This is a genomic window from Mesorhizobium sp. M0159, from assembly GCF_040322295.1.
Taxonomy (GTDB): domain Bacteria; phylum Pseudomonadota; class Alphaproteobacteria; order Rhizobiales; family Rhizobiaceae; genus Mesorhizobium.
Map to the genome: position 1 here is coordinate 1 of NZ_JAMYTF010000048.1, position 26,918 is coordinate 26,918.

The following is a 26,918-nucleotide window of genomic DNA, read 5'->3' on the forward strand; positions in this document are numbered from 1 at the left end:
GGAGATCGGCTGTCACGGCTGTTTTCGCCAATCTCCAACGTTGCAGGATGGGCGGTGAGGCCAAAGCTGCCAATCTCCCCCCTTGTGGGGGAGATGTCCGGCAGGACAGAGGGGGGCGCGACGGATCGCCAACTTGCGAGAGATCTCAGCTGCCTCGCCGTCAAATCCCGCGCATGGGCATCGCGGCCCTTTTCGGCAACCATCCTGAGAATGGCGACGGCGATGTCACAAGCCGCATCTTCCTCGGACATCGCCAGCGGCGTGGCACCCTGCGCATCTCCGGCGAGCGATACCCGCCACTTAATTCCGTCGGCGGCCCGCACCCCGACCAGCCTGACATCGGCCGTAACCGCATACATTGTCAGCTGCCCGCCGCCGTCGACGATCACCGACACCTTCGGGCCAAGCCGTTGCGTAACACCGGCGTCCTCAATTGCCGCCCGAATCCGCTGCGCCATTGGGCGCGGGTCGGCTATCTCCTCCTGGTCGAGCCCGGCCAGCGGGCCGGTCTCTACCGGCACGCCGGTGCGCACCGCGATGCCGAGCGCATCGACCTCCATCGCCAGCAGCCGCGCGCTTGCCGGCGTCAGGCCGCGGATCTGCAGGCTGCCGCGGGCGGTCACTTCCATGATGCCGTTGCCATGGCGCAAGGCAGATTCGCAGAGTCCGATCAACGATTTCGGCAACAGTCCTCCAGCGACCGGATTGAGCCGCACCAGCAGCCCATCGCCGGTCTGCATCGGCGCCGACAAGGCAGGGCAGGCGCCACGGCGCGAGAAAGCGTTCATGCCGCCACTCCCAGAGCTTGCGCTTCGGCAATCAGTGCGGCGAGATCGTCATCGATCGAATTGCGCAGCGGATGCCAGAGCCCGCGCCGCCGTGCCGACAATAAGCGCTCGGCGATGTCTTTCGCCGCCGCCGGGTTCTCGCGCAGTATGAAGGCGCGGACCACGGGGTCGCCGAGATAGGCGTCGTGCACGGCTTCGATCAGCGTGCCTGATATGGCATTTGTGGTTTCGGCAAAACCGACCAGCCGGTCGACGGTCTCGGCGAATTCCGAGGCGCCGCGCGGGCCATGACGCATCTGGCCGGCGATGAAGCGCGGGTTGACCGCGCGGGCGCGAACTACCCGGGATACGGCCTCACCAACCGAGCGCGGCTTCGGTCTTTGCGGGTCCGTGGTGTCGAGGACGATCACGTCGGCGTTTTTGCCGAGCGCGGCAACCGCTGCCGAAAAGCCGCCGATGAAGGCGACGTCGGCCGAGCCTTCGAGGATGTCGCGGCCGGGGTCGTCGCCGGTATGAACCAGAAGGTCGGCCTCGGCGAGGCGATCCTCGAACGCGCCGGGCGCCGAAATGCCTTTGCCCTCGGAGCCGCCATAGGCGTGCGAGGTGGCGGCGAGATAGGTGCGGCCGATCTCTTCGCGCGCGGCCCAGTCGCCGCTCGACAACAAGTCCTCGACGCCCGCGCCGTAAGTGCCCGGCGAGGTGCCGAAAATGCGCGGGCTGATCTTGCCGTCGATGCGGGTCCTAGCGGCGAGCGGGTTTTCCGAAGCGTCCTCGTCGCGGGTCGCCACCGCGTTGGCCGCGGCGTCGATCAGCGCGATCTGGGTCGGGAACATGTCGCGGAACAGGCCCGATATGCGCCAGGTGACATCGATGCGCGGACGGCCGAGTGTTGCCGGCGGCAGCACATCTATGCCGGTGATGCGGCCGGTGGCGGAATCCCATTGCGGCCGGCAGCCCATCAGCGCCAGGCCTTGCGCGATCTCCTCACCGCCGGTGCGCAGCGAGGCCGAGCCCCACAGGTCGATGACCAGCGAGCGCGGCCAGTCGCCATGCGATTGCATGTAGCTGCGGACCACTTCTTCCGCTGCCACCTTGCCCAGATCATAGGCGGTCGGCGTCGGCATGGTGCGCGGGTCGGCGGTAAACAAATTGCGGCCGGTGGGCAGCACATCGCTCCGGCCACGCGCCGGCGCACCGGCCGGACCGGCAGCGACGTGGCGGCCATCGAGGGCGGCAAGCAGCGCGGTTTTTTCAGCTGCCGCACTTTGCCGCCGTACCGGATCAGCCTCGCCTTCCGGCGAGCGGCCGTAAATGTGCAGGCCGTCCTTGATGGCGAAATCCTTGAGATCGCAGAGCCAGGCGTCGATGCGGCGCAAGGCCTCGTCGGCTGCGTCGGTCCTGGCGACGCCTGCCTCTGAGGCGAGGCCGGTCTTTTCCGCCGTCTCGACGATCAGCTTCGCCAGGCGGTCGCGGCGGCGGCGGTCGAGCCCGTCGGCCTGGGCATATTCGTCAACCAGTCGTTCAAGCCTGTGCTGGTTTTCGTCCAGCCCGGCGCCGGTCAGCGGCGGCGGCAGATGGCCGAGCGTGACGGCGGCAATGCGCCGCTTGGCCTGCGCTGCCTCTCCCGGGTTGGAGACGATGAAGGGATAGATGACGGGCAGGGGACCGGTGACTATCTCGGGAAAGCAGTTTTCGCTGAGCGCCACGGTCTTGCCGGGCAGCCACTCCAGCGTGCCATGGGCGCCGACATGGACAATTGCATGGATGCCGAGCGACTTGCGCAGCCAGAGGCCAAAGGCGACCAGCGCATGGCGCGGCGGCAGCGTCGGGTCGTGATAGTCGGCGCGGCGGTCGGCTGAGCGCCCGCGGTCAGGTGCGAGTGCCACGGTGACGTTGCCGAAGGTGGCTGCGCGGAAGGCGAATTTTGCGGCGGCAGGCGCTTGAACACCCCCCTCTGTCCTGCCGGACATCTCCCCCTCAAGGGGGGAGATTGCGCTGTTGTCTCTGCTTTCGCCAATTACCGAGGGCCTTAAGGGAGAGCCGGTGGCGGAACTGCCAATCTCCCCCCTTGAGGGGGAGATGTCCGGCAGGACAGAGGGGGGTGCCTCGCACAAACTTGTCTCATCTGCCGCATTCCCCCATGCGGCCGTCACGGCAGCTATCGCTTCAGCAGGCAATTCCGCCGAGTACCCGAGATAGTCCTCAAACCCCAACCCTTCACCTCCACGCTCCAGCACCTCTAGCAACTCGCGCGGCGTTTGCGGAATCCTTTCAACGGCGTAGCCCTGTTCGCTCAGGTCGTGCAGCATTGCCAGCACGCTGGACGGCACGTCGAGACCAACCGCGTAGCCGGTGCGACCGGGGGCGCTCGGATAGTCGGGGATCAGGATGGCGAGCTTGCGCTCCGAACGCGGCGTCCGCTGCAGGCGCACGAAGGCCTCGACACGGTTCGCCACTTGCGCCACGCGGTCGGGCTCAGGCCGGTTGGCGAAGGCGCGGAAGGCCAGCGCCGGGTCGGTTTCGCTTTCGCCCTTGAATGAAATGGCGCCGGCCAGGATGCGGCCGTCGAGCTCGGGCAGGACGACATGCATGGCAAGGTCGGCGGGCGCCAGGCCGCGCTGATTGGTTTGCCAGATGTCGCGGCGGGTGGTCGCGACGATGACCTGGAACACCGGCACGCCGGCGCGGTCGAACAGGGTTTCGACACCGGGCTCGGCACCCGAGGCGAAAGCTGTGGCGGTGATGGTGGCGGCAGGCTTCAGGGTTGCGAGCGCGGTTTCGACAAAGGCGAGCGACGCCGGGTCCTTGAGGCTGGAGACGAACATAGGCACGGGAGCCATGCCGCGATGGCGCAGGGCTTCGAAAAGCGCGTCGATGGGCGCGACATCGGCGGCGAGCAGCATCGAACGGTAGAAGAGAATTGGCACGACGTCCCCCTCCCCCTCGAGGGGAGGGTGGCCCGCAGGGCCGGGTGGGGTCGTCACGGCAGTGCGCGACGTTTTGTGTAGGCGCGCTTCGGAGAGGACCCCACCCCCGGCCTGCGGCCGGACCCTCCCCTCGAGGGGGAGGGGGACGCCGCGTTCTACGACCCCCAGTCCCGGCTCGTAAAATCCCGCCTTTGGCACGCTAACAGGTTCGGCTACCGCCGCACCCGATCCAGCGAGACTTGCCAGCCTCTGCACCAGCGCCGTCATATTTGCCGGCCCGCCCTCGCGGAAATAGCCAAGCAGGGCGTCCAACTCCTCGCGCGGCAGCGTCGAGCCTTCGATCAGTCGCAAATCCTCGTCGTGGCTCTCGCCCGGTAGGAGCGCCAGCTTGATACCGCGATTTCGCGCGATAACGGCGAGCTGGTCGCAGCCATAGCGCCACCAGTCATAGCCGCCGAGGATGCGGACCAGAATGACCTTGGCGTGGCGGGCGACGCTGTCGATCCACAGATCGACGGACATCGGATGGCGCAGGTCGCGCAAGGCGGCGAGCCGCATCGACGGCAGGCGGTGCGCATCTGCCTTCCACGCCGCCGCCAGCCCGGCCAGGTCGCTGTCGGTGAGGGACAGCGCCACGACATCCGCAGGCGTTTGCCTGAGATCGACAGGCTCGGCGAGATCGTCGAGCGAGGCGGATGTGGTGGTGAGGATGTGCATCGCGGTTCGTGCTTTGTCAGCCGGCGAGGATACGCTCGATGGCCGGGCGGTTCAGCCCTTTCAGTCCGATGACGACGAGGCGCGAGCGGCGATCGTCTTCTGCGGTCCAGGCGCGGTCGTAATAATGGTTGACGCGCGGACCGACCGCCTGCAGCAAGAGCCGCATCGGCTTACCACCGACCTCGACGAAACCCTTGACGCGCAGCACGTTTTCTTCCTCCGCAGCCGTGGCGACGCGCTGTGCCAACTCGTCCGGGTTGGACACCGACGCGATGTCGATGACGAACGAATCGAAATCGTCATGCTCGTGGTCGAGTTCGTCGTCGTGATGGGTCTTGCGGTTCTCGATGTCGTCCTCGACGGCGAGGCCGAGGCCGAGCAGCACCGACGGGTCGACCTTGCCTTGCGAAGTCGGTACGATCTTCACCGCGCGCGCCACGTGCTTGCCGATGACGGCATTGGCGCGGGCCGAGCCGGCGGCGTCCATCAGGTCGCTCTTCGACAATATGATCAGGTCGGCGCAAGCGAGCTGGTCTTCGAACACCTCCTCGACCGGATCGTCATGGTCAAGCGTCTCGTCCTGCGCGCGCTGCGCCTGCAGGGCGTCCATGTCGTTGGCTACGCGGCCATCAGCCAGCGCCGGTCCGTCGACCACGGCAATGACGCCGTCGACCGTCACGCGGCTTTTCACCGACGGCCACTGGAAGGCTTGGACCAGCGGCTTGGGCAAAGCGAGGCCGGATGTCTCGATCAGGATGTGGTCGACCCTCGGCGTCAGCGACAGGATCTGGTCCAGCGCCGGGACGAAATCATCGGCGACGGTGCAGCAGATGCAACCATTGGCCAGCTCGACGATGTTTTCCTCGGGGCAGGTGTCGATGCCGCAGCCCTTCAGGATATCGCCGTCGATGCCGATGTCGCCGAACTCGTTGACGATGATGGCCAGGCGCTTGCCTTTGGCGTTTTCGAGCAAATGGCGGATCAACGTCGTCTTGCCGGCGCCGAGAAAGCCGGTGACCACGGTGCAGGGAACGCGCGAAAGGGAGGCAGCGGTCATGTCAGGTCCTTCAAAGGTCAAGGGGAGGGATGCGGGCAACCAGGCCGCGCTTCAGGCAATCGGGACGGCCGCGCCATGGAATGAGCCCATCCGTCGAGGTGGCGAACAGCTTTGCCCCGGTGACGAGATCGGCGCCGCTGGTCGTGGTCAGATCACCGAAGACGTAACTCCAGCAGCCGTCGCGCAGCATGGCCGCGCTGAGCCGGCGCTTGCAATTGCCGAGGCATTCGACGGTGCGGATTTTGATGTTTTCGCCGCCAGCGGCGCGGCGCGTGTCCTCTGCGAGCAGTTCGCCGGCGCGCGGATGAGCGTCCGAACCGGTCTCGTCACGGCAGGACGAGCAGACGATGACGGTAACGCCGGCCGGGGAATCACCATGGCCGGACAATAAATCCGCTGTCTCAGCCGGAAAACTGCTGTCGCGTTCCAAATCAGGCTCCTTGCCCGGAAAACCCGCCAGGCGATCGGATTCTTATGTCCTAGACGGCAGGTCTCCTGGCTCGCGGGTCATCGCCTGGGTGCCGCCTTCCCGGGAACATCCCAGTGGTTTTCGGCCGAGGCTCGTCGCTTACAGTTGCGGGGACAGCCGCGGATTTGAAATCGAGATTTCGCACCGCATTCCCTCTTGGCCCTTGCCGTTGCGGGCAGGGGACCGTCTGGAACGGATTTAGGCTTGTGGGGGTAGTCGTGTCAACGCACGTCTATGACGCGGCGATATCCGCGAGCGGCCGGCCGAGGTCGCCGGCAGCCGTCACCTCGATGCGCTCAAGCCCGAGCCAGCCCTGCATCTGCTTCAATTCCTCGAAAAGGGCGGCTGCAGTTTGCGGCGGGGCGCCGGGCTCCGCATAGGCGGCATGGACGCGCAAGACGCCGGCCGGGCGGTCGGCCCTGAGGTCGACACGCCCGACGATGCTGTCGCCGAGCAGGAACGGCAGCACGTAATAGCCATACCGGCGCTTTTCGGCCGGCGTGTAGATCTCGATGCGGTAGTGGAAGTCGAACAACCGCTCGGTGCGCGACCGCTCGAAGACGACAGGATCGAACGGCGCGAGCAACGCGCGCGCCTCGATCTTGCGCGGCAAACGGGCGTCCTTGTGGAGATAGGCTGTTTTGTTCCAGCCTTCGACGCTCACCGGCAACAGGTCGCCGGCCTCGACCAACTCCTCGATGCGGCCCTTGATGTCGGCGGGCGAGAGGCGGAAATAATCGCGCAGGTCGCTTGCCGTGGCGACGCCATGGGCGCGGGCGGAGATGCGCAGCAATTCGCGGTGAGCGTCTTCGGGGGAGGGCGTTGGCAGACTCAGTATTGTTGGCGGCAGCACGCGCTCCGGCAGATCGTAGAACCGCTCGAAGCCGCGGCGATGCGCAGTGGTGATGCGGCCGGCCCAGAACAGCCACTCGAAGGCATGCTTGGCATGGCTCCAGCCCCACCAGCCGCCCGAACCCTTCTGCCCTTCGAAAGCCGACGCCGCGATCGGGCCTCGTTCGGCGACCTCGCGATAGATGTCTTCGATATAGGCGGCGTGCTTGCGGCCCCATTTGGCCAGCCCGCTGTACATTTCGTCGCCGCGCTCGGCCCGCTGCATGCGCCAGCGCATCAGCGGATAGGTCTCGACCGGCAAGAACGAGGCTTCATGCGCCCAATATTCGAAGACCATGCGCTTGCGCGTTACGGCGGCGTTGTCGAGCAACGCCAGCTTGTAGGGGCCAAGCCGCGAATAAAGCGGCATATAATGGGCGCGCACCACGGCGCTGACGGAATCGATCTGCAGCAGGCCGGTACGGGCAAGCACGCGGGCCAGATGCCGGCGGTCGGGTGTACCGGTGGGTCGCGGGTCATTGAATCCCTGTGCCGCCAGCGCGATGCGACGGGCCATGGCAAGCGAGATTTTTTCCTTCATGAAGGCGGCATCCGGACGATTTTGGACAGAGAAAATGACCTGCGATTCCGTGCCATGCTAGCAGGGTTTTGGCGGCATCCATGTCAGGAGAGAAAAGTGGAGTAAAAAGTGAAGGAAATCAAACAGGAGCGGATCGGACCAGTTTTCCCGGATATGCCGTCCAGCACCGCGATTTGAACAAGGTTTGACTTGCTTCGCCGAAAGCGCTGCGCTAACCCTCGCCGCGTTGCAGCATAGAGCCCCCTTAAAACGGTTCAGTGGTTAAACTGTCACGCTTCCGCAAGTGGGTCCGGTGCTGTAATCAGAGTGGATTGGCCGCAACGGAAAGCTGCAGAATGAACGCATTGTTGAGTTCGTACCTGCCCATCGTCCTGTTCATCGGCGTGGCGCTGGTCGTCGGACTGGCGCTGCTCGCCGCACCCTTCCTGGTGGCCTATCGCAACCCCGATCCGGAAAAGCTTTCCGCCTATGAGTGCGGCTTCAACTCGTTCGACGACGCCCGCATGAAGTTCGATATCCGCTTCTACCTGGTGTCGATCCTGTTCATCATCTTCGATCTGGAGGTGGCCTTCCTGTTTCCTTGGGCGGTGTCGTTCAGTCAGATCGGCATGCTCGGTTTCTGGTCGATGATGGTGTTTTTGGCGGTGCTGACCATCGGCTTTGCCTATGAATGGAAAAAAGGAGCGCTGGAATGGGATTGAACGACAGTTCCGGTACGCTCGTCGCGCCGAAGCCCAAGGGCCTCATCGACCCCAACACCGGCAGGCCGGTCGGGTCCGACGATCCATTCTTCCTGGAGATCAACAACGAGCTCGCCGACAAGGGCTTTCTCGTCACCTCGACCGAGGCGCTGATCACCTGGGCGCGCAGCGGCTCGCTGATGTTCATGACGTTTGGCCTCGCCTGCTGCGCCGTCGAGATGATCCATACGTCGATGCCGCGCTATGACTCGGAGAGGTTCGGTGTCGCGCCGCGCGCGTCCCCGCGCCAGTCGGACATCATGATCGTCGCCGGCACGCTGACCAACAAGATGGCGCCGGCGCTGCGCAAGGTCTACGATCAGATGCCGGAGCCGCGCTACGTCATCTCGATGGGCTCCTGCGCCAATGGCGGCGGCTATTATCATTATTCCTATTCTGTGGTGCGCGGCTGCGACCGCATCGTGCCGGTCGACATCTACGTGCCCGGCTGTCCGCCGAGCGCCGAAGCACTGCTCTACGGCATCCTTCTGCTGCAGAAGAAGATCCGCCGCACCGGCACGATAGAGCGGTGAGCGGCATGACCCAGGCGTTGAACGACCTCTCGACCTATCTCGGCGAGAAGCTGATCGGCCGGATCGGCGTGGCGGTGCTCGCCTATGGCGAACTCACCATCTCGGTCGAGCCGCGCGACCTGATCGAGGTGGTCACCTTCCTGCGCGACGATCCGAAATGCCAGTTCATCTCGATCATCGACGTTTGCGGCGCCGATTATCCGTCGCGGGCAAAGCGCTTCGACGTGGTCTATCATTTGCTGTCGCCGAGACAGAATATCCGCGTCCGCATCAAGGTCCAGGCCGACGAAGAGACGCTCGTGCCGTCGATCACCGGGATTTATCCCGGCGCCGACTGGTTCGAGCGCGAGACCTACGATCTCTACGGCGTGCTGTTTTCAGGCCATCCGGATCTGCGGCGGATTCTGACCGATTACGGCTTTGAAGGCCATCCGCTGCGCAAGGACTTTCCGCTGACCGGCTTCGTCGAGGTGCGTTACGACGACGAAGCCAAGCGCGTCATCTACGAGCCGGTCGAGCTCAAACAGGAATTCCGCAATTTCGATTTTCTCAGCCCTTGGGAGGGGACGGATTACGTCCTTCCAGGCGACGAGAAGGCAAAGCAGTGAGTGGTGAATTGTGAATAGTGAATGGAAAAGCGGGATGGAACGTCCGGGAAAATCAACGACTATCGAGATCTGAACGTATGGAAGGATTCGATGGTATTGGCTGCGGACATCTATCTCGCGACGAAAGCATTCCCGCGAGAGGAAATGTTCGGCATGACATCCCAGATGCGGCGCGCGGCATCGTCGATACCGGCAAATATCGCCGAGGGTTTCGGCCGCGGTCAGCGCAAGCCCTTCGTTCAGTTCCTTCGTATTGCGCAAGGTTCGTTGAAGGAACTGGAAACCCATACGCTTCTTTCGATGAGCGTGGGACTGTTGGACGAGAAGAGTGCAGGGCTGTTGTCGGTCAGGTTCGAGAAGTTGGGAAGATGATGCGTTCGTTCATTCGATCGCTGGAGGTCGATTCAGGCCAATGACTATTCACCATTCACCATTCACCATTCACGTGGCGCGCGAGCAACACGCTCATGGCTGAAACCTCCGTTCGCAACTTCAACATCAATTTTGGCCCGCAACATCCAGCGGCGCACGGCGTTTTGCGTCTGGTGCTGGAGCTTGACGGCGAAGTCGTCGATCGCGTCGATCCGCATATCGGGCTGTTGCACCGCGGCACCGAAAAGCTGATCGAGGCCAAGACTTATCTGCAGGCCGTGCCCTATCTCGACCGGCTCGATTATTGCGCGCCGATGAACCAGGAGCACGCCTTTGCGCTCGCCGCCGAGCGGCTGCTCGGCATCGAGGTGCCGAAGCGGGGCCAGTTGATCCGAGTTCTCTATTCGGAAATCGGCCGCATCATGTCGCACATCCTCAATGTGACGACGCAGGCGATGGATGTCGGTGCGCTGACGCCGCCGCTGTGGGGCTTCGTCGAGCGCGAAAAGCTGATGGTGTTCTATGAGCGTGCCAGCGGCTCGCGCATGCATGCCGCCTATTTCCGCCCCGGCGGCGTCCACCAGGACCTGCCGCAGAAGCTGGTCGAGGACATCGGCAGCTGGATCGACCCGTTCCTGAAATCGGTCGACGACCTCGACTCACTCTTGACCGGCAACCGTATCTTCAAGCAGCGCAATGTCGACATCGCGACGGTGTCTCTGGCCGACGCCTGGGCCTGGGGTTTTTCGGGCGTCATGGTGCGCGGCTCGGGTGCACCCTGGGACCTGCGCAAATCGCAGCCCTATGAATGTTACGCCGAGATGGATTTCGACATTCCGATCGGCAAGAACGGTGACTGTTTCGACCGCTATCTGGTGCGCATGGAAGAGATGCGCCAGTCGGCCAAGATCATGCGCCAATGCGTCGACCTGTTGCTCGGTAAGGAGGGCAGCGGGCCGGTGTCCAACCTCGACGGCAAGGTGGTGCCGCCGAAGCGCGCGGCGATGAAGCGCTCGATGGAAGCGCTGATCCATCACTTCAAGCTCTACACCGAAGGCTACCGCGTGCCGGCCGGCGAGGTCTATGCCGCCGTCGAGGCACCGAAGGGCGAGTTCGGCGTCTATCTGGTCTCCGACGGCACCAACAAGCCCTATCGCTGCAAGCTGCGCGCGCCCGGCTTCGCGCATCTCCAGGCCATGGACTTTTTGTGTCGCGGCCACATGTTGGCCGACGTCACCGCCGTGTTAGGTTCACTCGACATCGTGTTTGGTGAGGTCGATCGGTGATGATGGGAATGGCTCGACCGTCAAAGGCGTTTCTGGCCGCGGCATGCCTTGCGGCTTCCGCTGAAGTGTCGCTTGCTGGGTCCGGTGAGGGTCCCTCGTCAACCGATCTTCTCAAAGAGGGGTTCAAGCTTATTGCAGAAGGCGATCTGCTTACAGTCCGTGGCTTGAGCACCCAGACCCCAGCAATGGATGAGGGCATTCTTGTCCATGGCCGGCCGTCGACATCGTCCAACTGCGCGGTTCATGACAACCTCGTAGCGTCATTGATCCCCGAAGAATATCGTTGCAAGCCAATAGCTTGGGTGTATAGCCGCTATGACGGATACATCCGCCTGAAGCGTGGAAATGAAGAGTTCGTATGCGTTTTGGGGCGATCCGAGGATTGCTATCGTGCCTATGGCTCCCGCCAGTAGAAACCGAAGAAGCGAAATCGCAATGTCAGTCCGCCGTCTCGCAGAAGCCAGCCTCCAGCCAGCCTCCTTCGCCTTCAACCGGGCGAATGCGGCGGCGGCGAAGCAGTGGATCAAGAAATATCCGAAGGGACGCGAGCAATCCGCGATCATCCCCTTGCTCATGCTGGCGCAGGAGCAGGAAGGCTGGGTGACCAAGGCGGCGATCGAAACGATCTCCGACATGCTCGACATGCCCTATATCCGTGGGCTGGAAGTCGCCACCTTCTATACCCAGTACCAGCTCAATCCGGTCGGCACCCGCGCGCATATCCAGGTCTGCGGCACCACGCCCTGCATGCTGCGCGGCTCGGAAGCGCTGATGGATGTCTGCCGCTCGAAGATCCATCACGACCAGTTTCACACCAATGACAAGGGCACGCTGTCGTGGGAGGAGGTCGAGTGCCTCGGCGCCTGCGTCAACGCACCGATGGTGATGATATTCAAGGACACCTATGAGGATTTGACGCCGGAGCGGCTTGCCGAGATCATCGACCTTTATGACGCCGGCAAAGGTGCTTCGGTGACGCCAGGACCGCAAAACGGCCGCATCACTTCCGAGCCGGCCAGCGGCCTGACGACCCTCAAGAGCGAAAAGGCGATCCTCAAGGCGACCCGCGACCGGGAAACCAGGGCGGCGACCAAGGCCGCCAAGGATGCAGAGCCGGCGGCTGCCGCCGCAGCATCAGTTCCGCCAGCTGCTCCTGCCGCGCCGGCGCCGGTTGCGCCCTCGAATGCCAGCAAGCCGAAGACCGACGCGGTCGAGACCAACCCGGCGCTGAAATCGCCGTCGGCGACGAAAGTCGCGCCCGCGGCGGAAAGGGCGGCGAGCGTCGCAGCGCCTCTGCATTCGGCCGCCAATGCCAACAAGGCCGAACCGCAGGTCGAGGACGTCTCGAAACAGCGCAGAGGCCCCAAGAACAAGGCCGAGCCGGCGTCTGCTTTCAAAGCGCCGGAGGCCAAGGTTAAACCGGCGAAGGCTGCCGCCAAGGCGACCAAACCGTCGCTCGGAAACAAGAGCCGGCCGACCGGCAAGAAGCCGGTCTGAGGAACGAGCAATGCTTCAGGACAGAGACCGCATCTTCAACAACATCTACGGCCGCTTCGACAAGTCGCTGGCCGGTGCCATGGCGCGCGGCGCCTGGGACAACACGCCCGGCATCGTTGCCAAGGGGCGCGAGTGGATCGTCAACGAGATGAAGGCATCGGGCCTGCGCGGCCGCGGCGGTGCCGGTTTCCCGACCGGGCTGAAATGGTCGTTCATGCCCAAACAAAGCGACGGCCGGCCGAGCTATCTCGTCGTCAATGCCGACGAATCCGAGCCCGGTACCTGCAAGGACCGCGACATACTGCGCCACGACCCGCACACGCTGGTCGAAGGCTGCCTGCTTGCCGGCTTCGCCATGGGCGCGGTCGCCGCCTACATCTATGTGCGCGGCGAGTTCATCCGCGAGCGCGAGGCGCTGCAACGCGCCATAGACGAGGCCTATGCGGCCAAGCTGATCGGCAAGAACAACACCTCCGGCTACGATTTCGACATTTACATGCACCATGGCGCCGGCGCCTATATCTGCGGCGAGGAAACGGCGCTGCTCGAAAGCCTCGAGGGCAAGAAGGGCCAGCCGCGGCTGAAGCCGCCGTTTCCGGCCAATGTCGGCCTCTATGGCTGCCCGACGACGGTCAACAATGTCGAGTCCATCGCTGTCGCGCCGACCATTCTGCGCCGCGGTGCTGCCTGGTTCTCGTCCTTCGGCCGGCCCAACAATGTCGGCACCAAACTGTTCTGCATCTCCGGTCACGTCAACAATCCGTGCACCGTCGAAGAGGCGATGTCGATCCCGTTCCGCGAGCTGATCGAGACGCATTGCGGCGGTATCCGCGGCGGCTGGGACAATCTGCTGGCGGTCATTCCGGGCGGCGCCTCGGTGCCGTTGGTTCCGGCCGAGCAAATCATCGACGCGCCGATGGATTTCGACGCGCTGCGCGATCTGAAATCGGGCCTCGGCACGGCGGCTGTCATCGTCATGGACAAATCGACCGATATCGTGAAAGCGATCGCGCGGCTTTCCTACTTCTACAAGCACGAAAGCTGCGGCCAGTGCACGCCCTGCCGTGAAGGCACCGGCTGGATGTGGCGGGTGATGGAGCGGCTGGTGCGCGGCGAAGCGCAGAAGCGCGAGATCGACATGCTGCTCGACGTGACCAAGCAGGTCGAGGGCCACACGATCTGCGCACTGGGCGACGCGGCGGCGTGGCCGATCCAGGGCCTGATGCGGCATTTCCGCGGCGAGGTGGAGCGGCGCATCGATGAGTTTTCGCGCAACGCGCACCGTGCCGAACCGGTGCTGGCGGCGGCGGAATAGAAGTATTCAAAATGCGGACGAATGTCCGACACGAGGAAACGAGCGCGGGGCAGACGGAAACGACCAGGAGACCACCTATGTCGCTGTTTTCGACACCCGACGATTTTACGCCCGATATGGACCCGTTGTTGAAGATGAACCAGGATCTGACCAGGATGATGCCGAAGGAGATGGCCAATGCCGTCAATCTCCTGGCGCATCCTGTCGCGGGCGCGGCGGCGATGACGGCACTCGGCATCGGTCTTGCCAACCACGCCTTTGGCATCTGGATGGGCGTGCTTTCGGGCGCGGCCGAAACCTCGCAGCGGCTTTGGCAGCCGGTCGCCGAGGATTTCGAGGCCCGGACGGAACGCTTTTCCGCGACCGGCAAAAGCTCCTCGACAAAGGCGCGCGCAGCGACCAAAACCCTGATTGCCGAGGCGCAGTCCTTCGCCAATGACGTGACCGACATTGCGACGAGCACCGCGGCGCGGAGCTTGGCGAATGCCGGCACCGTTGCAGCGGATGCGTCGGCCGGGCTGATGCCGGAGGATTTCAAGCAGCCCAAGCCGATGGATCGGCCAGCCAAGCCCGCCGACCTCAAGGCGATATCGGGCATCGGGCCGAAACTGGAAAAGGTGCTGAACGGCCTTGGCATCTGGACATACGCCCAGATCGCCGCGTGGACGCCGCAAGAGATCGCCTGGGTCGAAGATTACCTGTCGTTGAAGGGCCGCATCGGCCGTGACGGCTGGATCGGTCAGGCGGCCGCGTTGGCCGCGGCCAAAAAGTGAATTCAATATCGTGCGCGGTCTCGGCTGCGCCCGGAAGGAAAGATTGCGGAACGTCCGCAGGGGTTTGAGGCGAAATGGCAAAGCTCAAGGTCGACGGGAAAGAGATCACTGTACCCGACCATTACACGCTGCTGCAGGCGGCCGAGGACGCCGGGGCGGAAGTGCCGCGCTTCTGCTTCCACGAGCGGCTGTCGATCGCCGGCAATTGCCGCATGTGCCTGATCGAAGTAAAGGGCGGCCCGCCCAAGCCGCAGGCGTCCTGCGCCATGGGCGTGCGCGACCTGCGCCCCGGTCCGAATGGCGAGCCGCCGGAAATCTTCACCAACACGCCGATGGTCAAGAAGGCACGCGAAGGCGTGATGGAATTCCTGCTGATCAACCACCCGCTGGATTGCCCGATCTGCGATCAGGGCGGCGAGTGCGACCTGCAGGACCAGGCGATGGCGTTCGGAGTCGATTCCTCGCGCTACCATGAGAACAAGCGGGCGGTCGAAGACAAGTATATCGGGCCGCTGGTCAAGACGATCATGAACCGCTGCATCCATTGCACGCGCTGCGTCCGCTTCACCACCGAGATTGCCGGCATATCCGAGCTCGGCCTGATCGGCCGCGGCGAGGATGCCGAGATCACCACCTATCTCGAAAGCGCGATGACTTCGGAACTGCAGGGCAATGTCATCGACCTTTGCCCGGTCGGTGCGCTGACCTCCAAACCCTATGCCTTCCAGGCACGGCCGTGGGAACTGACCAAGACCGAATCCATCGACGTGATGGACGCCGTCGGCTCCGCGATCCGCGTCGATAGCCGGGGCCGCGAAGTGATGCGCATCCTGCCGCGTACCAACGAGGCGGTGAACGAGGAGTGGATTTCCGACAAGACCCGCTTCATCTGGGACGGTTTGCGCACGCAGCGCCTCGACCGCCCCTATGTGCGCAAGGATGGCAGACTGGCCCCGGCAAGCTGGGCCGAGGCTTTTGCCGCGATCAAGGAAGCGGTGTCGAATGCGGCACCCGAAAAGATCGGTGCCATTGCCGGCGATCTCGCAGCCGTCGAGGAGATCTACGCGCTGAAGCTTCTGATGGCTTCGCTCGGCTCGAAGAACACCGACTGCCGCCAGGACGGCGCCGCACTCGATCCGTCGCTCGGCCGGGCGAGCTATGTCTTCAACCCGACCATCGAAGGCATCGAACAGGCCGATGCGGTGCTGATCATCGGCGCCAATCCGCGCTTCGAGGCCTCCTTGCTCAACACTCGCATCCGCAAGCGCTGGCGGGCCGGCAATCTGCCGGTCGGCGTCATCGGCGATGTCGGCGATACACGCTATGATTACGAGCAGCTCGGCGCCGGGCCAGAATCGCTGAAGGATCTGGCCGACGGCAACGGCAAGTTCTTCCAGCTGCTGAAGAAGGCGACGCATCCGCTGATCATCGTCGGCCAGGGTGCGCTGGCGCGTCCGGACGGCGCGGCCGTGCTTGGCCAAGCGGCGAAGCTCGCCGTCGCCGTCAATGCTGCAAGGGCCGACTGGAACGGTTTTGCCGTACTGCACACCGCGGCGGCACGCGTCGGCGGCCTCGATGTCGGCTTCGTGCCGGGCGAGGGCGGCAGGAACGTCGCCGGCATGCTTGGCGAGACCGATGTGTTGTTCCTGCTCGGTGCCGACGAAATCGACATGGCCAAGACCGGCGGCGCTTTCGTCGTCTATATCGGCACGCATGGCGACAAGGGCGCGCATCGCGCCAACGTCATCCTGCCGGGTGCCGCCTATACCGAAAAGTCGGGCACCTTCGTCAACACCGAGGGGCGCGTGCAGCAGACCAACCGTGCCGGCTTCGCGCCCGGCGAGGCGCGCGAGGACTGGGCGATCCTTCGGGCACTGTCGGATGTGCTGGGCAAGAAGCTACCTTTCGATTCACTGCCGCAGCTACGCGCAAAGCTCTATGCGGAATACCCGCATCTTGCCCGCATCGATCATGTCGCGGCCGGCGACCCGGCCGACATCGCCAGGGTTGCCAAGCTCGGCGGGCGGTTGAACAAGGGCACCTTCACCTCGCCGGTCAAGGATTTCTACCTGACCAACCCGATCGCGCGGGCTTCCGCGGTGATGGCCGAATGCTCGGCTTTGGCGAAGAACGGCTTCAGGCAGGCGGCGGAGTAGACATGGACACCTTCTTCTCCTTCTACGTGCTGCCGGCGCTGCTGATCCTTTTGAAGTCGGTCGTGCTGATCGTCGTTCTGTTGATCTTCGTCGCCTATGTGCTTTACGCCGACCGCAAGATCTGGGCGGCGGTGCAATTGCGCCGAGGCCCGAATGTCGTTGGCCCATGGGGCACACTGCAGGCCTTCGCCGATCTGCTGAAATTCGTCTTCAAGGAGCCGGTCATCCCGTCCGGCGCCAACAAGGGCGTTTTCCTGCTGGCGCCTTTGGTGTCGGCGGTGCTGGCGATCTCCGCCTGGGCGGTCATACCGGTCAATGAAGGCTGGGCGATCGCCAACGTCAATGTCGGCATCCTCTATGTCTTCGCCATCTCCTCGCTCGAGGTCTATGGCGTCATCATGGGCGGCTGGGCCTCCAATTCGAAATACCCGTTCCTCGGCGCACTGCGCTCGGCGGCGCAGATGGTATCCTACGAGGTCTCGATCGGCTTCGTCATCGTCACCGTGCTGCTTTGCGTCGGCTCGCTCAACCTGTCCGACATCGTCTTGTCGCAACAGGACGGGCTGGGCACGCGGCTCGGCCTGCCCAACACCTTCCTCGACTGGCATTGGCTGTCGCTGTTCCCGATGTTCATCGTCTTCTTCATCTCGGCGTTGGCCGAGACCAACCGGCCGCCCTTCGACCTTGTGGAAGCCGAATCGGAACTCGTCGCCGGCCATATGGTCGAATATTCCTCGACGCCGTTCCTGTTGTTCTTCCTCGGCGAATATGTCGCCGTCGTCCTGATGTGCGCACTGGCCACCATATTGTTCCTCGGCGGATGGCTGCCGCCCTTCGACTTCGCACCCTTCACCTGGGTGCCGGGGCTCATCTGGTTCGTGCTCAAGGTCTGCCTGGTGTTCTTCATGTTCTCCATGGTGAAGGCGTTCGTGCCGCGCTATCGCTACGACCAGCTGATGCGGCTCGGCTGGAAGGTCTTCCTGCCGATCTCGCTGTTCATGGTGGTCGCCACCGCCGCCTTTCTCAAACTCACCGGGTTTGCCTGATGTCAGCATTATCCCAGGCCGCCAAGTCACTGCTTTTGCAGGATTTCGTCAGCGCTTTCTTCCTGTCGATGCGCCAGTTCTTCGCGCCGAAGGAGACGATCAACTATCCGCATGAAAAGGGGCCGGTCAGCCCGCGCTTCCGCGGCGAACATGCGCTGCGCCGCTATCCGAACGGCGAGGAACGCTGCATCGCCTGCAAACTGTGCGAGGCGATCTGCCCGGCACAGGCCATCACCATCGAAGCCGGCCCACGCCGCAACGACGGCACACGGCGCACCGTGCGCTACGACATCGATATGGTGAAATGCATTTATTGCGGCTTCTGCCAGGAAGCCTGCCCGGTCGACGCCATTGTCGAGGGGCCGAATTTCGAATTCGCGACGGAAACGCGCGAGGAGCTTTATTACGACAAGGACAGGCTCCTGGCCAATGGCGACCGCTGGGAGCGTGAGCTGGCGCGCAACATCTCGCTGGATGCGCCTTACCGCTGATATTTGACGCATGGACGGGGCGAGGGGCCTGGTTTAAGGAACACGCAACTTGCCGACCGGAGGCGGTGGCAAAAAACAGGACGAACGTCCTGTTCTGACAGGAAACCCGGGGGAACCCATGCTGAGTGGACTAGAGGCGGCCTTTTTCTACCTCTTCGCCTTTGTCGCGGTGGCATCGGCGTTCATGGTCATATCGGCGCGCAATCCCGTGCATTCGGTGCTGTTCCTGATCCTGACCTTCTTCAACGCCGCCGGCCTGTTCATGCTGACCGGCGCCGAGTTCCTGGCGATGATCCTGCTCGTCGTCTATGTCGGCGCGGTGCTGGTGCTGTTCCTGTTCGTCGTCATGATGCTCGACGTCGACTTCGCCGAAATGAAGGAAGGCGCCCTGCAATATGCACCGATCGGCGCGCTGGTCGGGCTGATCCTGGCGGCGGAGCTGATCGTGGTGCTCGGCGGCTATACATTCGCGCCGAAACTGGCGGCGACGGTCGCGAAACCCATTCCGGACCTGGCCGCGCGCTCCAACACGGCAGCGCTCGGCGACATCCTCTATACGGATTACCTCTATTACTTCCAAGTGGCTGGGTTGGTGCTGCTGGTCGCCATGATCGGCGCCATCGTGCTGACGCTGCGCCACAAGCCGGGCGTCAAGCGGCAGTCGATCGCCGCCCAGGTCGGCCGCACGGCGGCAACCGGAGTGGAAATCCGCAAGGTCAAGACGGGCGAAGGAGTCTGAGATGGTCGTCGGCATCGCGCACTACCTGACCGTATCGGCGATCCTGTTTACGCTCGGCGTGTTCGGCATCTTCCTGAACCGCAGGAACGTCATCGTCATCCTGATGTCGATCGAGCTGATCCTGCTTGCGGTCAACATCAATTTCGTCGCCTTCTCGGCGGCGCTCGGCGATCTGGTCGGCCAGGTGTTCGCACTGTTCGTGCTGACGGTCGCGGCGGCCGAAGCGGCGATCGGCCTTGCCATTCTCGTCGTCTTCTTCCGCAACCGCGGCTCGATCGCGGTCGAAGACGTGAACATGATGAAGGGTTGACGGAACCACCATGTATCAGGCCATCGTCTTCCTTCCGCTGCTCGGCTTTCTGATCGTCGGCCTGTTCGGCACCTCGCTCGGGGCCAAGGCTTCCGAATACATCACCTCGGGCTTCCTGGTGATCGCGGCCGTGCTGTCGTGGGTCGCCTTCTTCTCGGTTGGCTTCGGCGGCGGAGAGGTGTTCACCGTGCCGGTGATGCGCTGGATCCAGTCGGGCGGGCTGGAGGCGTCCTGGGCGCTCAGGATCGACACGCTGACGGTGGTGATGCTGGTCGTTGTCAACACGGTGTCGTCGCTGGTCCATATCTACTCGATCGGCTACATGCATCACGATCCGGACCGGCCGCGCTTCTTCGCCTATCTGTCGCTGTTTACCTTCGCCATGCTGATGCTGGTGACGGCCGACAACCTCGTGCAGATGTTCTTCGGCTGGGAAGGCGTCGGCCTTGCCTCCTATCTGCTGATCGGCTTTTGGTACAAGAAGCCGTCGGCCAATGCGGCTGCGATCAAGGCCTTCGTCGTCAACCGCGTCGGCGATTTCGGCTTTGCGCTCGGCATATTCGGCGTGTTCGTGCTGTTCGGCTCGGTCAATCTCGGCACCATCTTCGCCAATGCGGCGACGTTCATTCCGGCGGAAGGCGCGCCGCAAGGCCCGGCCGTGCTGACCTTCCTCGGCTATGCGCTCGACAAGCAGGCTGCGATGACGGTTGTCTGCCTGCTCCTGTTCATGGGCGCCATGGGCAAGTCGGCGCAGGTGCCGCTTCACACCTGGCTGCCGGATGCCATGGAAGGCCCGACGCCGGTCTCGGCACTGATCCATGCCGCGACCATGGTGACGGCAGGCGTGTTCATGCTGGCGCGGTTGTCGCCGCTGTTCGAGCTGTCGCATTCGGCATTGACCGTGGTCACTTTCATCGGCGCCTTCACCGCCTTCTTCGCGGCGACAGTCGGTCTCGTCCAGAACGACATCAAGCGCGTCATCGCCTATTCGACCTGTTCGCAGCTCGGCTACATGTTCGTGGCGCTCGGCGTCGGCGCCTATGGCGCGGCGATCTTCCATCTGTTCACGCACGCCTTCTTCAAGGCGCTGCTGTTCCTCGGCTCGGGCTCGGTCATCCACGCCGTCTCCGACGAGCAGGACATGCGCAAGATGGGCGGCCTGAGGACGCTCATTCCGAAAACGTACTGGATGATGGTGATCGGCACGCTGGCGCTGACCGGTGTCGGCATCCCGGTAACGATCATCGGCACGGCCGGCTTCTTTTCCAAGGACGCCATCATCGAAGCGGCCTTCGCCGGCCACAATGCGGTCGCCGCGTTTGCCTTCATATTGCTGGTCATTGCTGCCTGCTTCACCTCCTTCTACTCCTGGCGGCTGATCTTCATGACCTTCCACGGCGAGCCGCGGGCCAGCCACGAGGTCATGCACCATGTCCATGAATCGCCGCCGGTCATGCTGGTGCCGCTGTTCATCCTGGCGGCGGGCGCGCTGTTTGCCGGCGTGATCTTCCACGGCGCCTTCTTCGGCGAGGGCTATGCCGAATTCTGGAAGGCGTCGCTGTTCACGCTGCCGGACAACCACATCCTGCACGAAATCCACGAAGTGCCGTTGTGGGTCGAGCTGTCACCGTTCATCGCCATGCTGATCGGCTTTGCGATTGCCTGGCAGTTCTATATTCGCGCGCCGGAAATGCCTCGGAGCGTCGCCGCCAACCATCGCCTGCTCTACGCCTTCCTGCTCAACAAATGGTATTTCGACGAGCTCTACGACTTCCTGTTCGTGCGGCCGGCAAAGCGCCTCGGCAGCTTCCTGTGGAAGACCGGCGACGGCACCGTCATCGACGGGCTCGGGCCGGACGGCATTTCGGCGCGCGTCGTCGACGTCACCAACCGGGTCGTCAAGCTGCAGACCGGCTATCTTTACCACTATGCCTTCGCCATGCTGATCGGCGTTGCCGCACTCGTCACCTGGATGATGCTCTGATGACCGCCTGGCCGATCCTATCGCTGGTCACCTTCCTGCCGCTGGTTGGTGTGCTGCTCATCCTTTTCGTGCGTGACGACAGCGAGAACGCGCGCCGCAACATCCGCGCCATAGCACTGTTCACGACCGCGTTCACGTTTGTGATTTCGCTGTTCATCTGGACCGGCTTCGACAATTCGCAGCCCGGCTTCCAGTTCGTCGAGAAGTTTGCCTGGCTGGATTCCGGCATCTCCTATCATATGGGCGTAGACGGCATCTCCATGCTGTTCGTCATCCTGACCACCTTCCTGATGCCGCTCTGCATCCTCGCCTCGTGGGAATCGATCGAGAAGCGCGTCAAGGCCTATATGATTGCCTTCCTGCTGCTCGAGACGCTGATGATCGGCGTGTTCTGCGCGCTCGACATCGTCTTGTTCTATGTCTTCTTCGAAGCCGGCCTGATCCCGATGTTCATCATCATCGGCGTGTGGGGCGGCAAGCGGCGCGTCTATGCCTCGTTCAAGTTCTTCCTCTATACGCTGGCCGGCTCGGTGCTGATGCTGCTCGCCATCATGGCGATGTTCTTCCAGTCCGGCACCACCGACATCCCGACGCTTCTGACCCACAACTTCCCGCCCAATATGCAGACTTGGCTATGGCTTGCCTTCTTCGCGTCCTTCGCGGTGAAGATGCCGATGTGGCCGGTGCACACCTGGCTGCCGGACGCGCATGTCGAGGCGCCGACGGCCGGCTCGGTGATCCTGGCCGCCATCCTGCTCAAGATGGGTGGGTACGGCTTCCTGCGCTTTTCGCTGCCGATGTTTCCGATCGCATCCGAAATGTTCGCGCCGCTGATCTTCCCGCTCTCCGTCGTCGCCATCATCTACACCTCGCTGGTGGCGCTGATGCAGGAGGACATGAAGAAGCTGATCGCCTATTCGTCGGTCGCTCACATGGGCTTCGTTACCATGGGCATCTTCGCGATGAACCAGGAAGGCGTCCAGGGTTCGATCTTTCAGATGCTGTCGCACGGCCTGGTCTCCGGCGCGCTGTTCCTCTGCGTCGGCGTCGTCTACGACCGCATGCATACGCGTGACATCGACGCCTATGGCGGGTTGGTCAACAACATGCCGAAATATGCAACCGTGTTCATGATCTTCACCATGGCCAATGTCGGCCTGCCCGGCACCAGCGGCTTCGTCGGCGAGTTCCTGACCATGCTCGGCGTGTTCCGGGTCAACACCTGGGTAGCGTTCTTCGCCGCCACCGGCGTCATCCTTTCGGCGGCCTATGCGCTCTGGCTCTACCGCAAGGTGATCTTCGGCGCGCTGACCAAGGAAAGCCTGAAAGGCCTGCTCGACCTGTCGACGCGCGAGAAGGTGATCATCTATCCGCTGGTCGCGCTGGTCATCTTCTTCGGCGTCTATCCGGCGCCGATCTTCGACGCGACCGCCGAATCGGTCAAGGCGCTCGTTACCAATGTCACCGCATCCATCGGCGCCGCGCAGACCGCGGCGGCGAACTGACTGGGGGTTTTGCGAACCATGACGCCGGACCTTCTCTCAAGCCTATCGCTCTCGACGCCAGAGCTGATCCTCGCCATCGGCGCCTTGGCGCTGTTGATGCTCGGCGCCTATTCGCGCGCCAACACCACTGTCACGGTGAGCGGCCTTGCCGTCGCCGTGCTGGTGATCGCCGGCGCCTGGCTGGTCTTTTCGCCGGGACAGGGCAACGCCTATAGCGAAGCCTTCATCCAGGATCCGTTCGCCCGCTTCATGAAGGTGCTGGCGCTCGTCGGCTCGGCGGTGACGCTGGTCATGTCGGTCCGCTTTGCCCAGGCGGAGCGTTTCGACAAGTTCGAATATCCGGTGCTGATCCTGCTCTGCACGCTCGGCATGATGCTGATGATCTCGGCCAACGGCATGATCGGGCTCTATCTCGGCCTCGAGCTGCAATCGCTGGCGATCTACGTGCTGGCGGCGATCAACCGGGACAATCTGCGCTCGACCGAGGCCGGGCTGAAGTATTTCGTCCTTGGCGCCCTGTCGTCGGGCATGCTGCTTTACGGTATCTCGCTGGTCTACGGCTACACCGGCAACACCGGCTTCCAGGAGATCGCCACGGCGCTGAGCGGCGGTGAGCGCCAGCTTGGGCTCGTCTTCGGCCTGGTTTTCGTGCTGGCCGGCCTTGCCTTCAAGATCTCGGCGGTGCCGTTCCATATGTGGACGCCCGACGTCTATGAAGGCGCGCCGACGCCGGTGACGGCTTTTCTGGCGGCGGCACCGAAGATGGCGGCGATGGCGCTGATGGTGCGCGTCACCATGGGCGCCTTCAAGCCGATCGCCGCCGACTGGCAGCAGATCATCGTCTTCATCTCGATCGCCTCGATGGCGCTTGGTGCCTTTGCGGCCATCGGCCAGACCAACATCAAACGGCTGATGGCCTATTCCTCCATCGGTCATATGGGTTATGCGCTGGTCGGCCTTGCCGCGAACAGCCAGGATGGCGTGCGCGGCGTCGCCATCTACATGCTGATCTATCTGGTGATGACGCTCGGCACCTTCGCCTTCATCCTCGCCATGCGGCGCAAGGAGGGCAATGTCGAGCAGATCAGCGATCTCGCCGGCCTGTCGGCGACCAATCCGATCATGGCGACGATCCTCACCATCCTGATGTTCTCGCTGGCCGGCATCCCGCCGCTCGCCGGCTTCTGGGGGAAATGGTACGTGTTCCTCGCCGCCATCAATGCCAACCTCTACGCGCTGGCGATCATCGGCGTGCTCGCCTCTGTGGTGGGCGCCTACTATTATCTGCGTATCATCAAGATCATGTGGTTCGACGAACCGGTCGGCGGCTTCGTGCCGATGGCGTCCGAACTGCGCGTCGTGCTCGGTGTCTGTGGCGCCTTCGTGCTGTTCTACGTGCTGATCGGCGGCCCGATCGGAACCTACGCCGCAGCCGCGGCCAAGACCTTCTTCTGACGGAATGACTTTCAGGCTGGCTCCAACCGCGGCTTCGGACGGGTTCCGGCTCGAGGCGCACGACACGGTCGGCTCCACCAACGCGCTGGCGCTGGAGCATGCACGGGCCGGCGATCCGGGCAAACTCTGGGTCGTCTCCAAAAAGCAGGAAGCCGGGCGTGGCCGCCGTGGCCGCGCCTGGGCGACGCCCGAGGGCAATCTGGCAGCGACGTTGCTGGTGATCACCAACACCGAGCTTCGGCTTGCCGCGACGCTCGGCTTCGTTGCCGGACTGGCGCTGGCCGACGCGCTCGACGCTGTCGTGCCGAAGGGCAGGATCGCGATCGGCCTCGATGGTGCGAGCCAAGGCAAGAACCGTTTCGAACTGAAATGGCCCAACGATGTGCTTGCCTCGGGCGCCAAGCTCGCCGGCATCCTGCTGGAATCGGCGATGCTGGATGGTGGCCGTTCCGCGGTGGCTGTCGGTGTCGGCGTCAACGTGGTGGCATACCCTGAGGATTTGCCTTATCCAGCGACGTCGCTCAGCGCGCTGGGGTCTGCTTGCGATGCCGAGACGCTGTTCCTGGCGCTGTCGGATACATGGAGCGAGAATGCGCGGCTGTGGAACGAAGGGCGCGGGCTTGCCGCCGTCAGGCGGCGGTGGCTGGCGCGTGCGGCGGGGCTTGGCGGGCAGGTTGCTGTCAGAATTGACGGTAATGTGGTGCGCGGCACCTTCGAGACCATTGACGAGGACTGCCGTTTCGTGATCCGCGACGATCAAGGTTCGGTTCTGACGATCGCCGCCGGCGACGTGCATTTCGGCGCGGTTGCCTCGGCCGGCGTTTGACTGGCCAATACGTTTGACTGGCCAGGTATTTGACCAGCTTGAATTTGACCGGCCGACAATTTTGACCGGCCGACAATTTTGACCGGCCCACAATTTTGACCGGCAAGGAAGGAAAGACCATGGCGATAGCGGAAAACGCCGAACTTGTCTTCGTGCCGCTCGGCGGTGTCGGCGAGATCGGCATGAACTTCGCCCTCTACGGCTATGGGCCGGCCAATGCGCGCGAATGGATCGTGGTCGACGTCGGCGTCACTTTTCCCGATGCAACCCTGCCCGGCGTCGACCTGGTTCTGCCCGACACGCGTTTCATCGAGGAGAATGTCGCCAATCTGCGCGGCATCGTCATCACCCATGCGCATGAGGACCATTACGGCGCGCTCCACGACATCTGGCCGAAGCTCAAGGCGCCGGTCTGGATGACGCCGTTCAGCGCCGGCCTGCTGGAAGCCAAGCGGCAGGGCGAGCAAGGGGCGCCGAAGATCCCGGTGACGATCTACCGGGCCGGCGAGAAATTCACCGTCGGCCCGTTCGAGATCGAGGCCATCCCTGTTGCGCACTCCATTCCCGAACCGATGTCGCTGGCGATCACGACGCCGGCCGGCGTCGTCATCCATACCGGCGACTGGAAGATCGATCCGGCGCCGACGGTCGGGCCGATGACCGACGAGGCGCGCTTCCGAGCCTATGGCGACAAGGGTGTGCTGGCGCTGGTCTGCGATTCCACCAATGCGATGCGGGAAGGGGAATCGCCGTCCGAAGTGGCGGTGGGCGAGGGCCTCAAGAGCGTCATCCAGAACGCCAAGGGCCGGGTCGCCGTCACCAGCTTCTCCTCCAATGTCGGGCGTATCGTCTCCATCGCCAAGGCGGCGCGGGATGCCGGCCGCCAGTGCCTGGTGATTGGCCGCTCGATGAAGCGCGTCATCGATGTGGCTGATGAACTCGGCTATATGGACGGGTTGCCGGAATTCATCGCCGAGGAGGATTACGGCTTCATCCCGCGCGAAAACCTCGTCATCATCTGCACCGGCAGCCAGGGCGAGCCGCTTGCCGCACTTGCCAAGCTGTCGCGCGACGAGATGAAGTCGGTGGCGCTGACGGCCGGCGACACGGTGGTGTTTTCCTCGCGCACCATTCCCGGCAACGAGAAGGCGATCCTCGAAATCAAGAACCGCCTGATCGATCTCGGCATCAAGATCATCGAGGACGGCGATGCGCTGGTGCATGTCTCCGGCCATCCACGCCGCAGCGAATTGCGCAAGATGTATGAATGGGTGCGGCCGCAGATCGGCGTTCCCGTGCATGGCGAAGCGGCGCATCTGGTGGCGCAGGGCTCGCTGATGTCGACGTCCGGCATCGGCCAGGTCGCGCAGGTGCGCGACGGCGACATGCTCAGGCTGTATCCGGGTGCCGCCGCCATCATCGACCAGGTGCCGTTCGGCCGCATCTACAAGGACGGAAGGCTGATCGGCACCGACCAGGCGATGGGCATTCGCGACCGCCGCAAGCTGTCCTTTGCCGGCCATGTCGCCGTCAATGTCGTGCTCGACGACAAATACGAGCTTGCCGGCGATCCCGATCTCGTCGCCATCGGCGTCGCCGAGGCCGACGGCAGCGGCGAGAGCCTGGAAGACCTGATGATCGATGCGGCAATCGGCGCCGTGGACTCCATCCCCCGCCAGCGCCGAAAAGACCTCGACCTGGTCCAGGAGGCAGTGCGGCGCGCGGTGCGCGGCGCGGCCAACGAAGCCTGGGGCAAGAAGCCGCTGGTGACGGTGTTCGTCACAAGGTAAGTGAATAGTGAATAGTGAATAGGATGTTGTGGGTTAGCGGTTTTGCAATGCGCAATATTCCATTCACCATTCACCATTCACTACTCACTACTCACTACTCAC

Annotated in this window: 23 protein-coding genes and 1 riboswitch; of the genes, 18 read left to right on the forward strand and 5 right to left on the reverse strand. The window is 63.5% G+C overall.

The window, feature by feature from the left end; genetic code table 11:
* The 5 genes from cobG to NKJ32_RS29180 form a co-directional block, all read right to left on the reverse strand.
* Positions 1–788: precorrin-3B synthase (cobG, locus tag NKJ32_RS29160; RefSeq protein ID WP_352829645.1), on the reverse strand; the 788-nt coding region annotated here is incomplete at its 3' end.
* Positions 785–4,432, reverse strand: a complete 3,648-nt coding sequence (locus NKJ32_RS29165; RefSeq protein ID WP_352755837.1) for a cobaltochelatase subunit CobN — start codon at positions 4,430–4,432, stop codon at positions 785–787. The genes NKJ32_RS29165 and cobG, both read right to left, overlap by 4 nt.
* Before the next feature lie 16 nt (positions 4,433–4,448).
* Positions 4,449–5,489: a cobalamin biosynthesis protein CobW gene (gene cobW / locus NKJ32_RS29170; protein ID WP_352570388.1), complete on the reverse strand. Its 1,041-nt coding sequence runs from the start codon at positions 5,487–5,489 to the stop codon at positions 4,449–4,451.
* Positions 5,490–5,499: 10 nt separating this feature from the next.
* A complete protein-coding gene (locus NKJ32_RS29175; RefSeq protein ID WP_352570387.1) occupies positions 5,500–5,919 on the reverse strand; it encodes a DUF1636 family protein in 420 nt (139 codons plus the stop codon).
* A 38-nt stretch (positions 5,920–5,957) separates the two neighbouring features.
* Positions 5,958–6,161: riboswitch (cobalamin riboswitch) on the reverse strand.
* 29 nt (positions 6,162–6,190) lie between these two features.
* On the reverse strand, positions 6,191–7,390 hold the full coding sequence (locus tag NKJ32_RS29180; RefSeq protein ID WP_352755841.1) for a winged helix-turn-helix domain-containing protein: 1,200 nt from the start codon (positions 7,388–7,390) through the stop codon (positions 6,191–6,193).
* 335 nt (positions 7,391–7,725) lie between these two features.
* Here NKJ32_RS29180 and NKJ32_RS29185 point away from each other — a divergent pair, with 335 nt between their 5' ends.
* From NKJ32_RS29185 to NKJ32_RS29270, 18 genes are all read left to right on the forward strand, one after another.
* The gene (locus tag NKJ32_RS29185) at positions 7,726–8,091 is read left to right on the forward strand and encodes an NADH-quinone oxidoreductase subunit A (RefSeq protein ID WP_023798850.1); all 366 of its coding nucleotides are present in this window, start codon (positions 7,726–7,728) and stop codon (positions 8,089–8,091) included.
* Positions 8,082–8,663, forward strand: a complete 582-nt coding sequence (locus NKJ32_RS29190; RefSeq protein WP_023670824.1) for a NuoB/complex I 20 kDa subunit family protein — start codon at positions 8,082–8,084, stop codon at positions 8,661–8,663. The genes NKJ32_RS29185 and NKJ32_RS29190 overlap by 10 nt, the downstream gene beginning before the upstream one ends.
* A gap of 5 nt (positions 8,664–8,668) precedes the next feature.
* Positions 8,669–9,271 (forward strand): NADH-quinone oxidoreductase subunit C, encoded by a 603-nt coding sequence (locus tag NKJ32_RS29195; protein ID WP_023676630.1) that lies wholly within the window; start codon positions 8,669–8,671, stop codon positions 9,269–9,271.
* A 21-nt stretch (positions 9,272–9,292) separates the two neighbouring features.
* Positions 9,293–9,643 (forward strand): four helix bundle protein, encoded by a 351-nt coding sequence (locus NKJ32_RS29200; protein ID WP_352699367.1) that lies wholly within the window; start codon positions 9,293–9,295, stop codon positions 9,641–9,643.
* A gap of 95 nt (positions 9,644–9,738) precedes the next feature.
* Positions 9,739–10,929, forward strand: a complete 1,191-nt coding sequence (locus tag NKJ32_RS29205; protein ID WP_352699369.1) for an NADH-quinone oxidoreductase subunit D — start codon at positions 9,739–9,741, stop codon at positions 10,927–10,929.
* Between the two features lie 435 nt (positions 10,930–11,364).
* Positions 11,365–12,426 (forward strand): NADH-quinone oxidoreductase subunit NuoE, encoded by a 1,062-nt coding sequence (gene nuoE, locus NKJ32_RS29210; RefSeq protein ID WP_352589702.1) that lies wholly within the window; start codon positions 11,365–11,367, stop codon positions 12,424–12,426.
* A gap of 10 nt (positions 12,427–12,436) precedes the next feature.
* Positions 12,437–13,741: an NADH-quinone oxidoreductase subunit NuoF gene (nuoF, locus tag NKJ32_RS29215; protein WP_023676626.1), complete on the forward strand. Its 1,305-nt coding sequence runs from the start codon at positions 12,437–12,439 to the stop codon at positions 13,739–13,741.
* Positions 13,742–13,818: 77 nt separating this feature from the next.
* Positions 13,819–14,514: a helix-hairpin-helix domain-containing protein gene (locus NKJ32_RS29220; protein ID WP_352699371.1), complete on the forward strand. Its 696-nt coding sequence runs from the start codon at positions 13,819–13,821 to the stop codon at positions 14,512–14,514.
* A 74-nt stretch (positions 14,515–14,588) separates the two neighbouring features.
* A complete protein-coding gene (nuoG, locus tag NKJ32_RS29225) occupies positions 14,589–16,670 on the forward strand; it encodes an NADH-quinone oxidoreductase subunit NuoG (protein WP_352699373.1) in 2,082 nt (693 codons plus the stop codon).
* Positions 16,671–16,672: 2 nt separating this feature from the next.
* The gene (nuoH, locus tag NKJ32_RS29230; RefSeq protein WP_023676623.1) at positions 16,673–17,716 is read left to right on the forward strand and encodes an NADH-quinone oxidoreductase subunit NuoH; all 1,044 of its coding nucleotides are present in this window, start codon (positions 16,673–16,675) and stop codon (positions 17,714–17,716) included.
* Positions 17,716–18,207, forward strand: coding sequence for an NADH-quinone oxidoreductase subunit NuoI (gene nuoI / locus NKJ32_RS29235; protein ID WP_023676622.1), 492 nt, complete (start codon positions 17,716–17,718; stop codon positions 18,205–18,207). The genes nuoH and nuoI overlap by 1 nt, the downstream gene beginning before the upstream one ends.
* Before the next feature lie 118 nt (positions 18,208–18,325).
* Positions 18,326–18,946: an NADH-quinone oxidoreductase subunit J gene (locus NKJ32_RS29240; protein ID WP_023676621.1), complete on the forward strand. Its 621-nt coding sequence runs from the start codon at positions 18,326–18,328 to the stop codon at positions 18,944–18,946.
* A 1-nt stretch (position 18,947) separates the two neighbouring features.
* On the forward strand, positions 18,948–19,256 hold the full coding sequence (nuoK, locus tag NKJ32_RS29245) for an NADH-quinone oxidoreductase subunit NuoK (RefSeq protein WP_023676620.1): 309 nt from the start codon (positions 18,948–18,950) through the stop codon (positions 19,254–19,256).
* A gap of 10 nt (positions 19,257–19,266) precedes the next feature.
* Positions 19,267–21,240 carry an NADH-quinone oxidoreductase subunit L gene (gene nuoL, locus NKJ32_RS29250; RefSeq protein WP_023676619.1) on the forward strand — a complete coding sequence of 658 codons (1,974 nt, stop codon included), beginning with the start codon at positions 19,267–19,269 and terminating at the stop codon, positions 21,238–21,240.
* Positions 21,240–22,745 carry an NADH-quinone oxidoreductase subunit M gene (locus NKJ32_RS29255; RefSeq protein ID WP_352829649.1) on the forward strand — a complete coding sequence of 502 codons (1,506 nt, stop codon included), beginning with the start codon at positions 21,240–21,242 and terminating at the stop codon, positions 22,743–22,745. Before nuoL ends, NKJ32_RS29255 begins: the two co-directional genes overlap by 1 nt.
* Before the next feature lie 18 nt (positions 22,746–22,763).
* The gene (nuoN, locus tag NKJ32_RS29260) at positions 22,764–24,200 is read left to right on the forward strand and encodes an NADH-quinone oxidoreductase subunit NuoN (RefSeq protein ID WP_352589712.1); all 1,437 of its coding nucleotides are present in this window, start codon (positions 22,764–22,766) and stop codon (positions 24,198–24,200) included.
* Between the two features lie 4 nt (positions 24,201–24,204).
* Entirely contained in the window at positions 24,205–25,026 is an 822-nt protein-coding gene (locus NKJ32_RS29265; protein ID WP_352589715.1) for a biotin--[acetyl-CoA-carboxylase] ligase, read from the forward strand.
* A 119-nt stretch (positions 25,027–25,145) separates the two neighbouring features.
* Positions 25,146–26,816, forward strand: coding sequence for a ribonuclease J (locus NKJ32_RS29270; RefSeq protein WP_352589718.1), 1,671 nt, complete (start codon positions 25,146–25,148; stop codon positions 26,814–26,816).
* Positions 26,817–26,918: the final 102 nt, after the last annotated feature.

Excerpts from the sequence above, each read along its gene's own strand:
- NKJ32_RS29185 (WP_023798850.1), top strand. The coding sequence starts at position 7,726 with ATGAACGCATTGTTGAGTTCGTACCTGCCCATCGTCCTGTTCATCGGC.
- NKJ32_RS29190 (WP_023670824.1), top strand. The coding sequence starts at position 8,082 with ATGGGATTGAACGACAGTTCCGGTACGCTCGTCGCGCCGAAGCCCAAG.
- nuoI (WP_023676622.1), top strand. The coding sequence starts at position 17,716 with ATGTCAGCATTATCCCAGGCCGCCAAGTCACTGCTTTTGCAGGATTTC.
- NKJ32_RS29195 (WP_023676630.1), top strand. The coding sequence starts at position 8,669 with ATGACCCAGGCGTTGAACGACCTCTCGACCTATCTCGGCGAGAAGCTG.
- nuoG (WP_352699373.1), top strand. The coding sequence starts at position 14,589 with ATGGCAAAGCTCAAGGTCGACGGGAAAGAGATCACTGTACCCGACCAT.
- NKJ32_RS29205 (WP_352699369.1), top strand. The coding sequence starts at position 9,739 with ATGGCTGAAACCTCCGTTCGCAACTTCAACATCAATTTTGGCCCGCAA.
- NKJ32_RS29200 (WP_352699367.1), top strand. The coding sequence starts at position 9,293 with ATGGAAAAGCGGGATGGAACGTCCGGGAAAATCAACGACTATCGAGAT.
- nuoL (WP_023676619.1), top strand. The coding sequence starts at position 19,267 with ATGTATCAGGCCATCGTCTTCCTTCCGCTGCTCGGCTTTCTGATCGTC.
- NKJ32_RS29220 (WP_352699371.1), top strand. The coding sequence starts at position 13,819 with ATGTCGCTGTTTTCGACACCCGACGATTTTACGCCCGATATGGACCCG.
- NKJ32_RS29240 (WP_023676621.1), top strand. The coding sequence starts at position 18,326 with ATGCTGAGTGGACTAGAGGCGGCCTTTTTCTACCTCTTCGCCTTTGTC.
- NKJ32_RS29165 (WP_352755837.1), bottom strand. The coding sequence starts at position 4,432 with ATGCACATCCTCACCACCACATCCGCCTCGCTCGACGATCTCGCCGAG.
- nuoE (WP_352589702.1), top strand. The coding sequence starts at position 11,365 with ATGTCAGTCCGCCGTCTCGCAGAAGCCAGCCTCCAGCCAGCCTCCTTC.
- NKJ32_RS29255 (WP_352829649.1), top strand. The coding sequence starts at position 21,240 with ATGACCGCCTGGCCGATCCTATCGCTGGTCACCTTCCTGCCGCTGGTT.
- NKJ32_RS29180 (WP_352755841.1), bottom strand. The coding sequence starts at position 7,390 with ATGAAGGAAAAAATCTCGCTTGCCATGGCCCGTCGCATCGCGCTGGCG.
- nuoF (WP_023676626.1), top strand. The coding sequence starts at position 12,437 with ATGCTTCAGGACAGAGACCGCATCTTCAACAACATCTACGGCCGCTTC.
- nuoN (WP_352589712.1), top strand. The coding sequence starts at position 22,764 with ATGACGCCGGACCTTCTCTCAAGCCTATCGCTCTCGACGCCAGAGCTG.
- NKJ32_RS29270 (WP_352589718.1), top strand. The coding sequence starts at position 25,146 with ATGGCGATAGCGGAAAACGCCGAACTTGTCTTCGTGCCGCTCGGCGGT.
- cobW (WP_352570388.1), bottom strand. The coding sequence starts at position 5,489 with ATGACCGCTGCCTCCCTTTCGCGCGTTCCCTGCACCGTGGTCACCGGC.
- nuoH (WP_023676623.1), top strand. The coding sequence starts at position 16,673 with ATGGACACCTTCTTCTCCTTCTACGTGCTGCCGGCGCTGCTGATCCTT.
- NKJ32_RS29265 (WP_352589715.1), top strand. The coding sequence starts at position 24,205 with ATGACTTTCAGGCTGGCTCCAACCGCGGCTTCGGACGGGTTCCGGCTC.
- nuoK (WP_023676620.1), top strand. The coding sequence starts at position 18,948 with ATGGTCGTCGGCATCGCGCACTACCTGACCGTATCGGCGATCCTGTTT.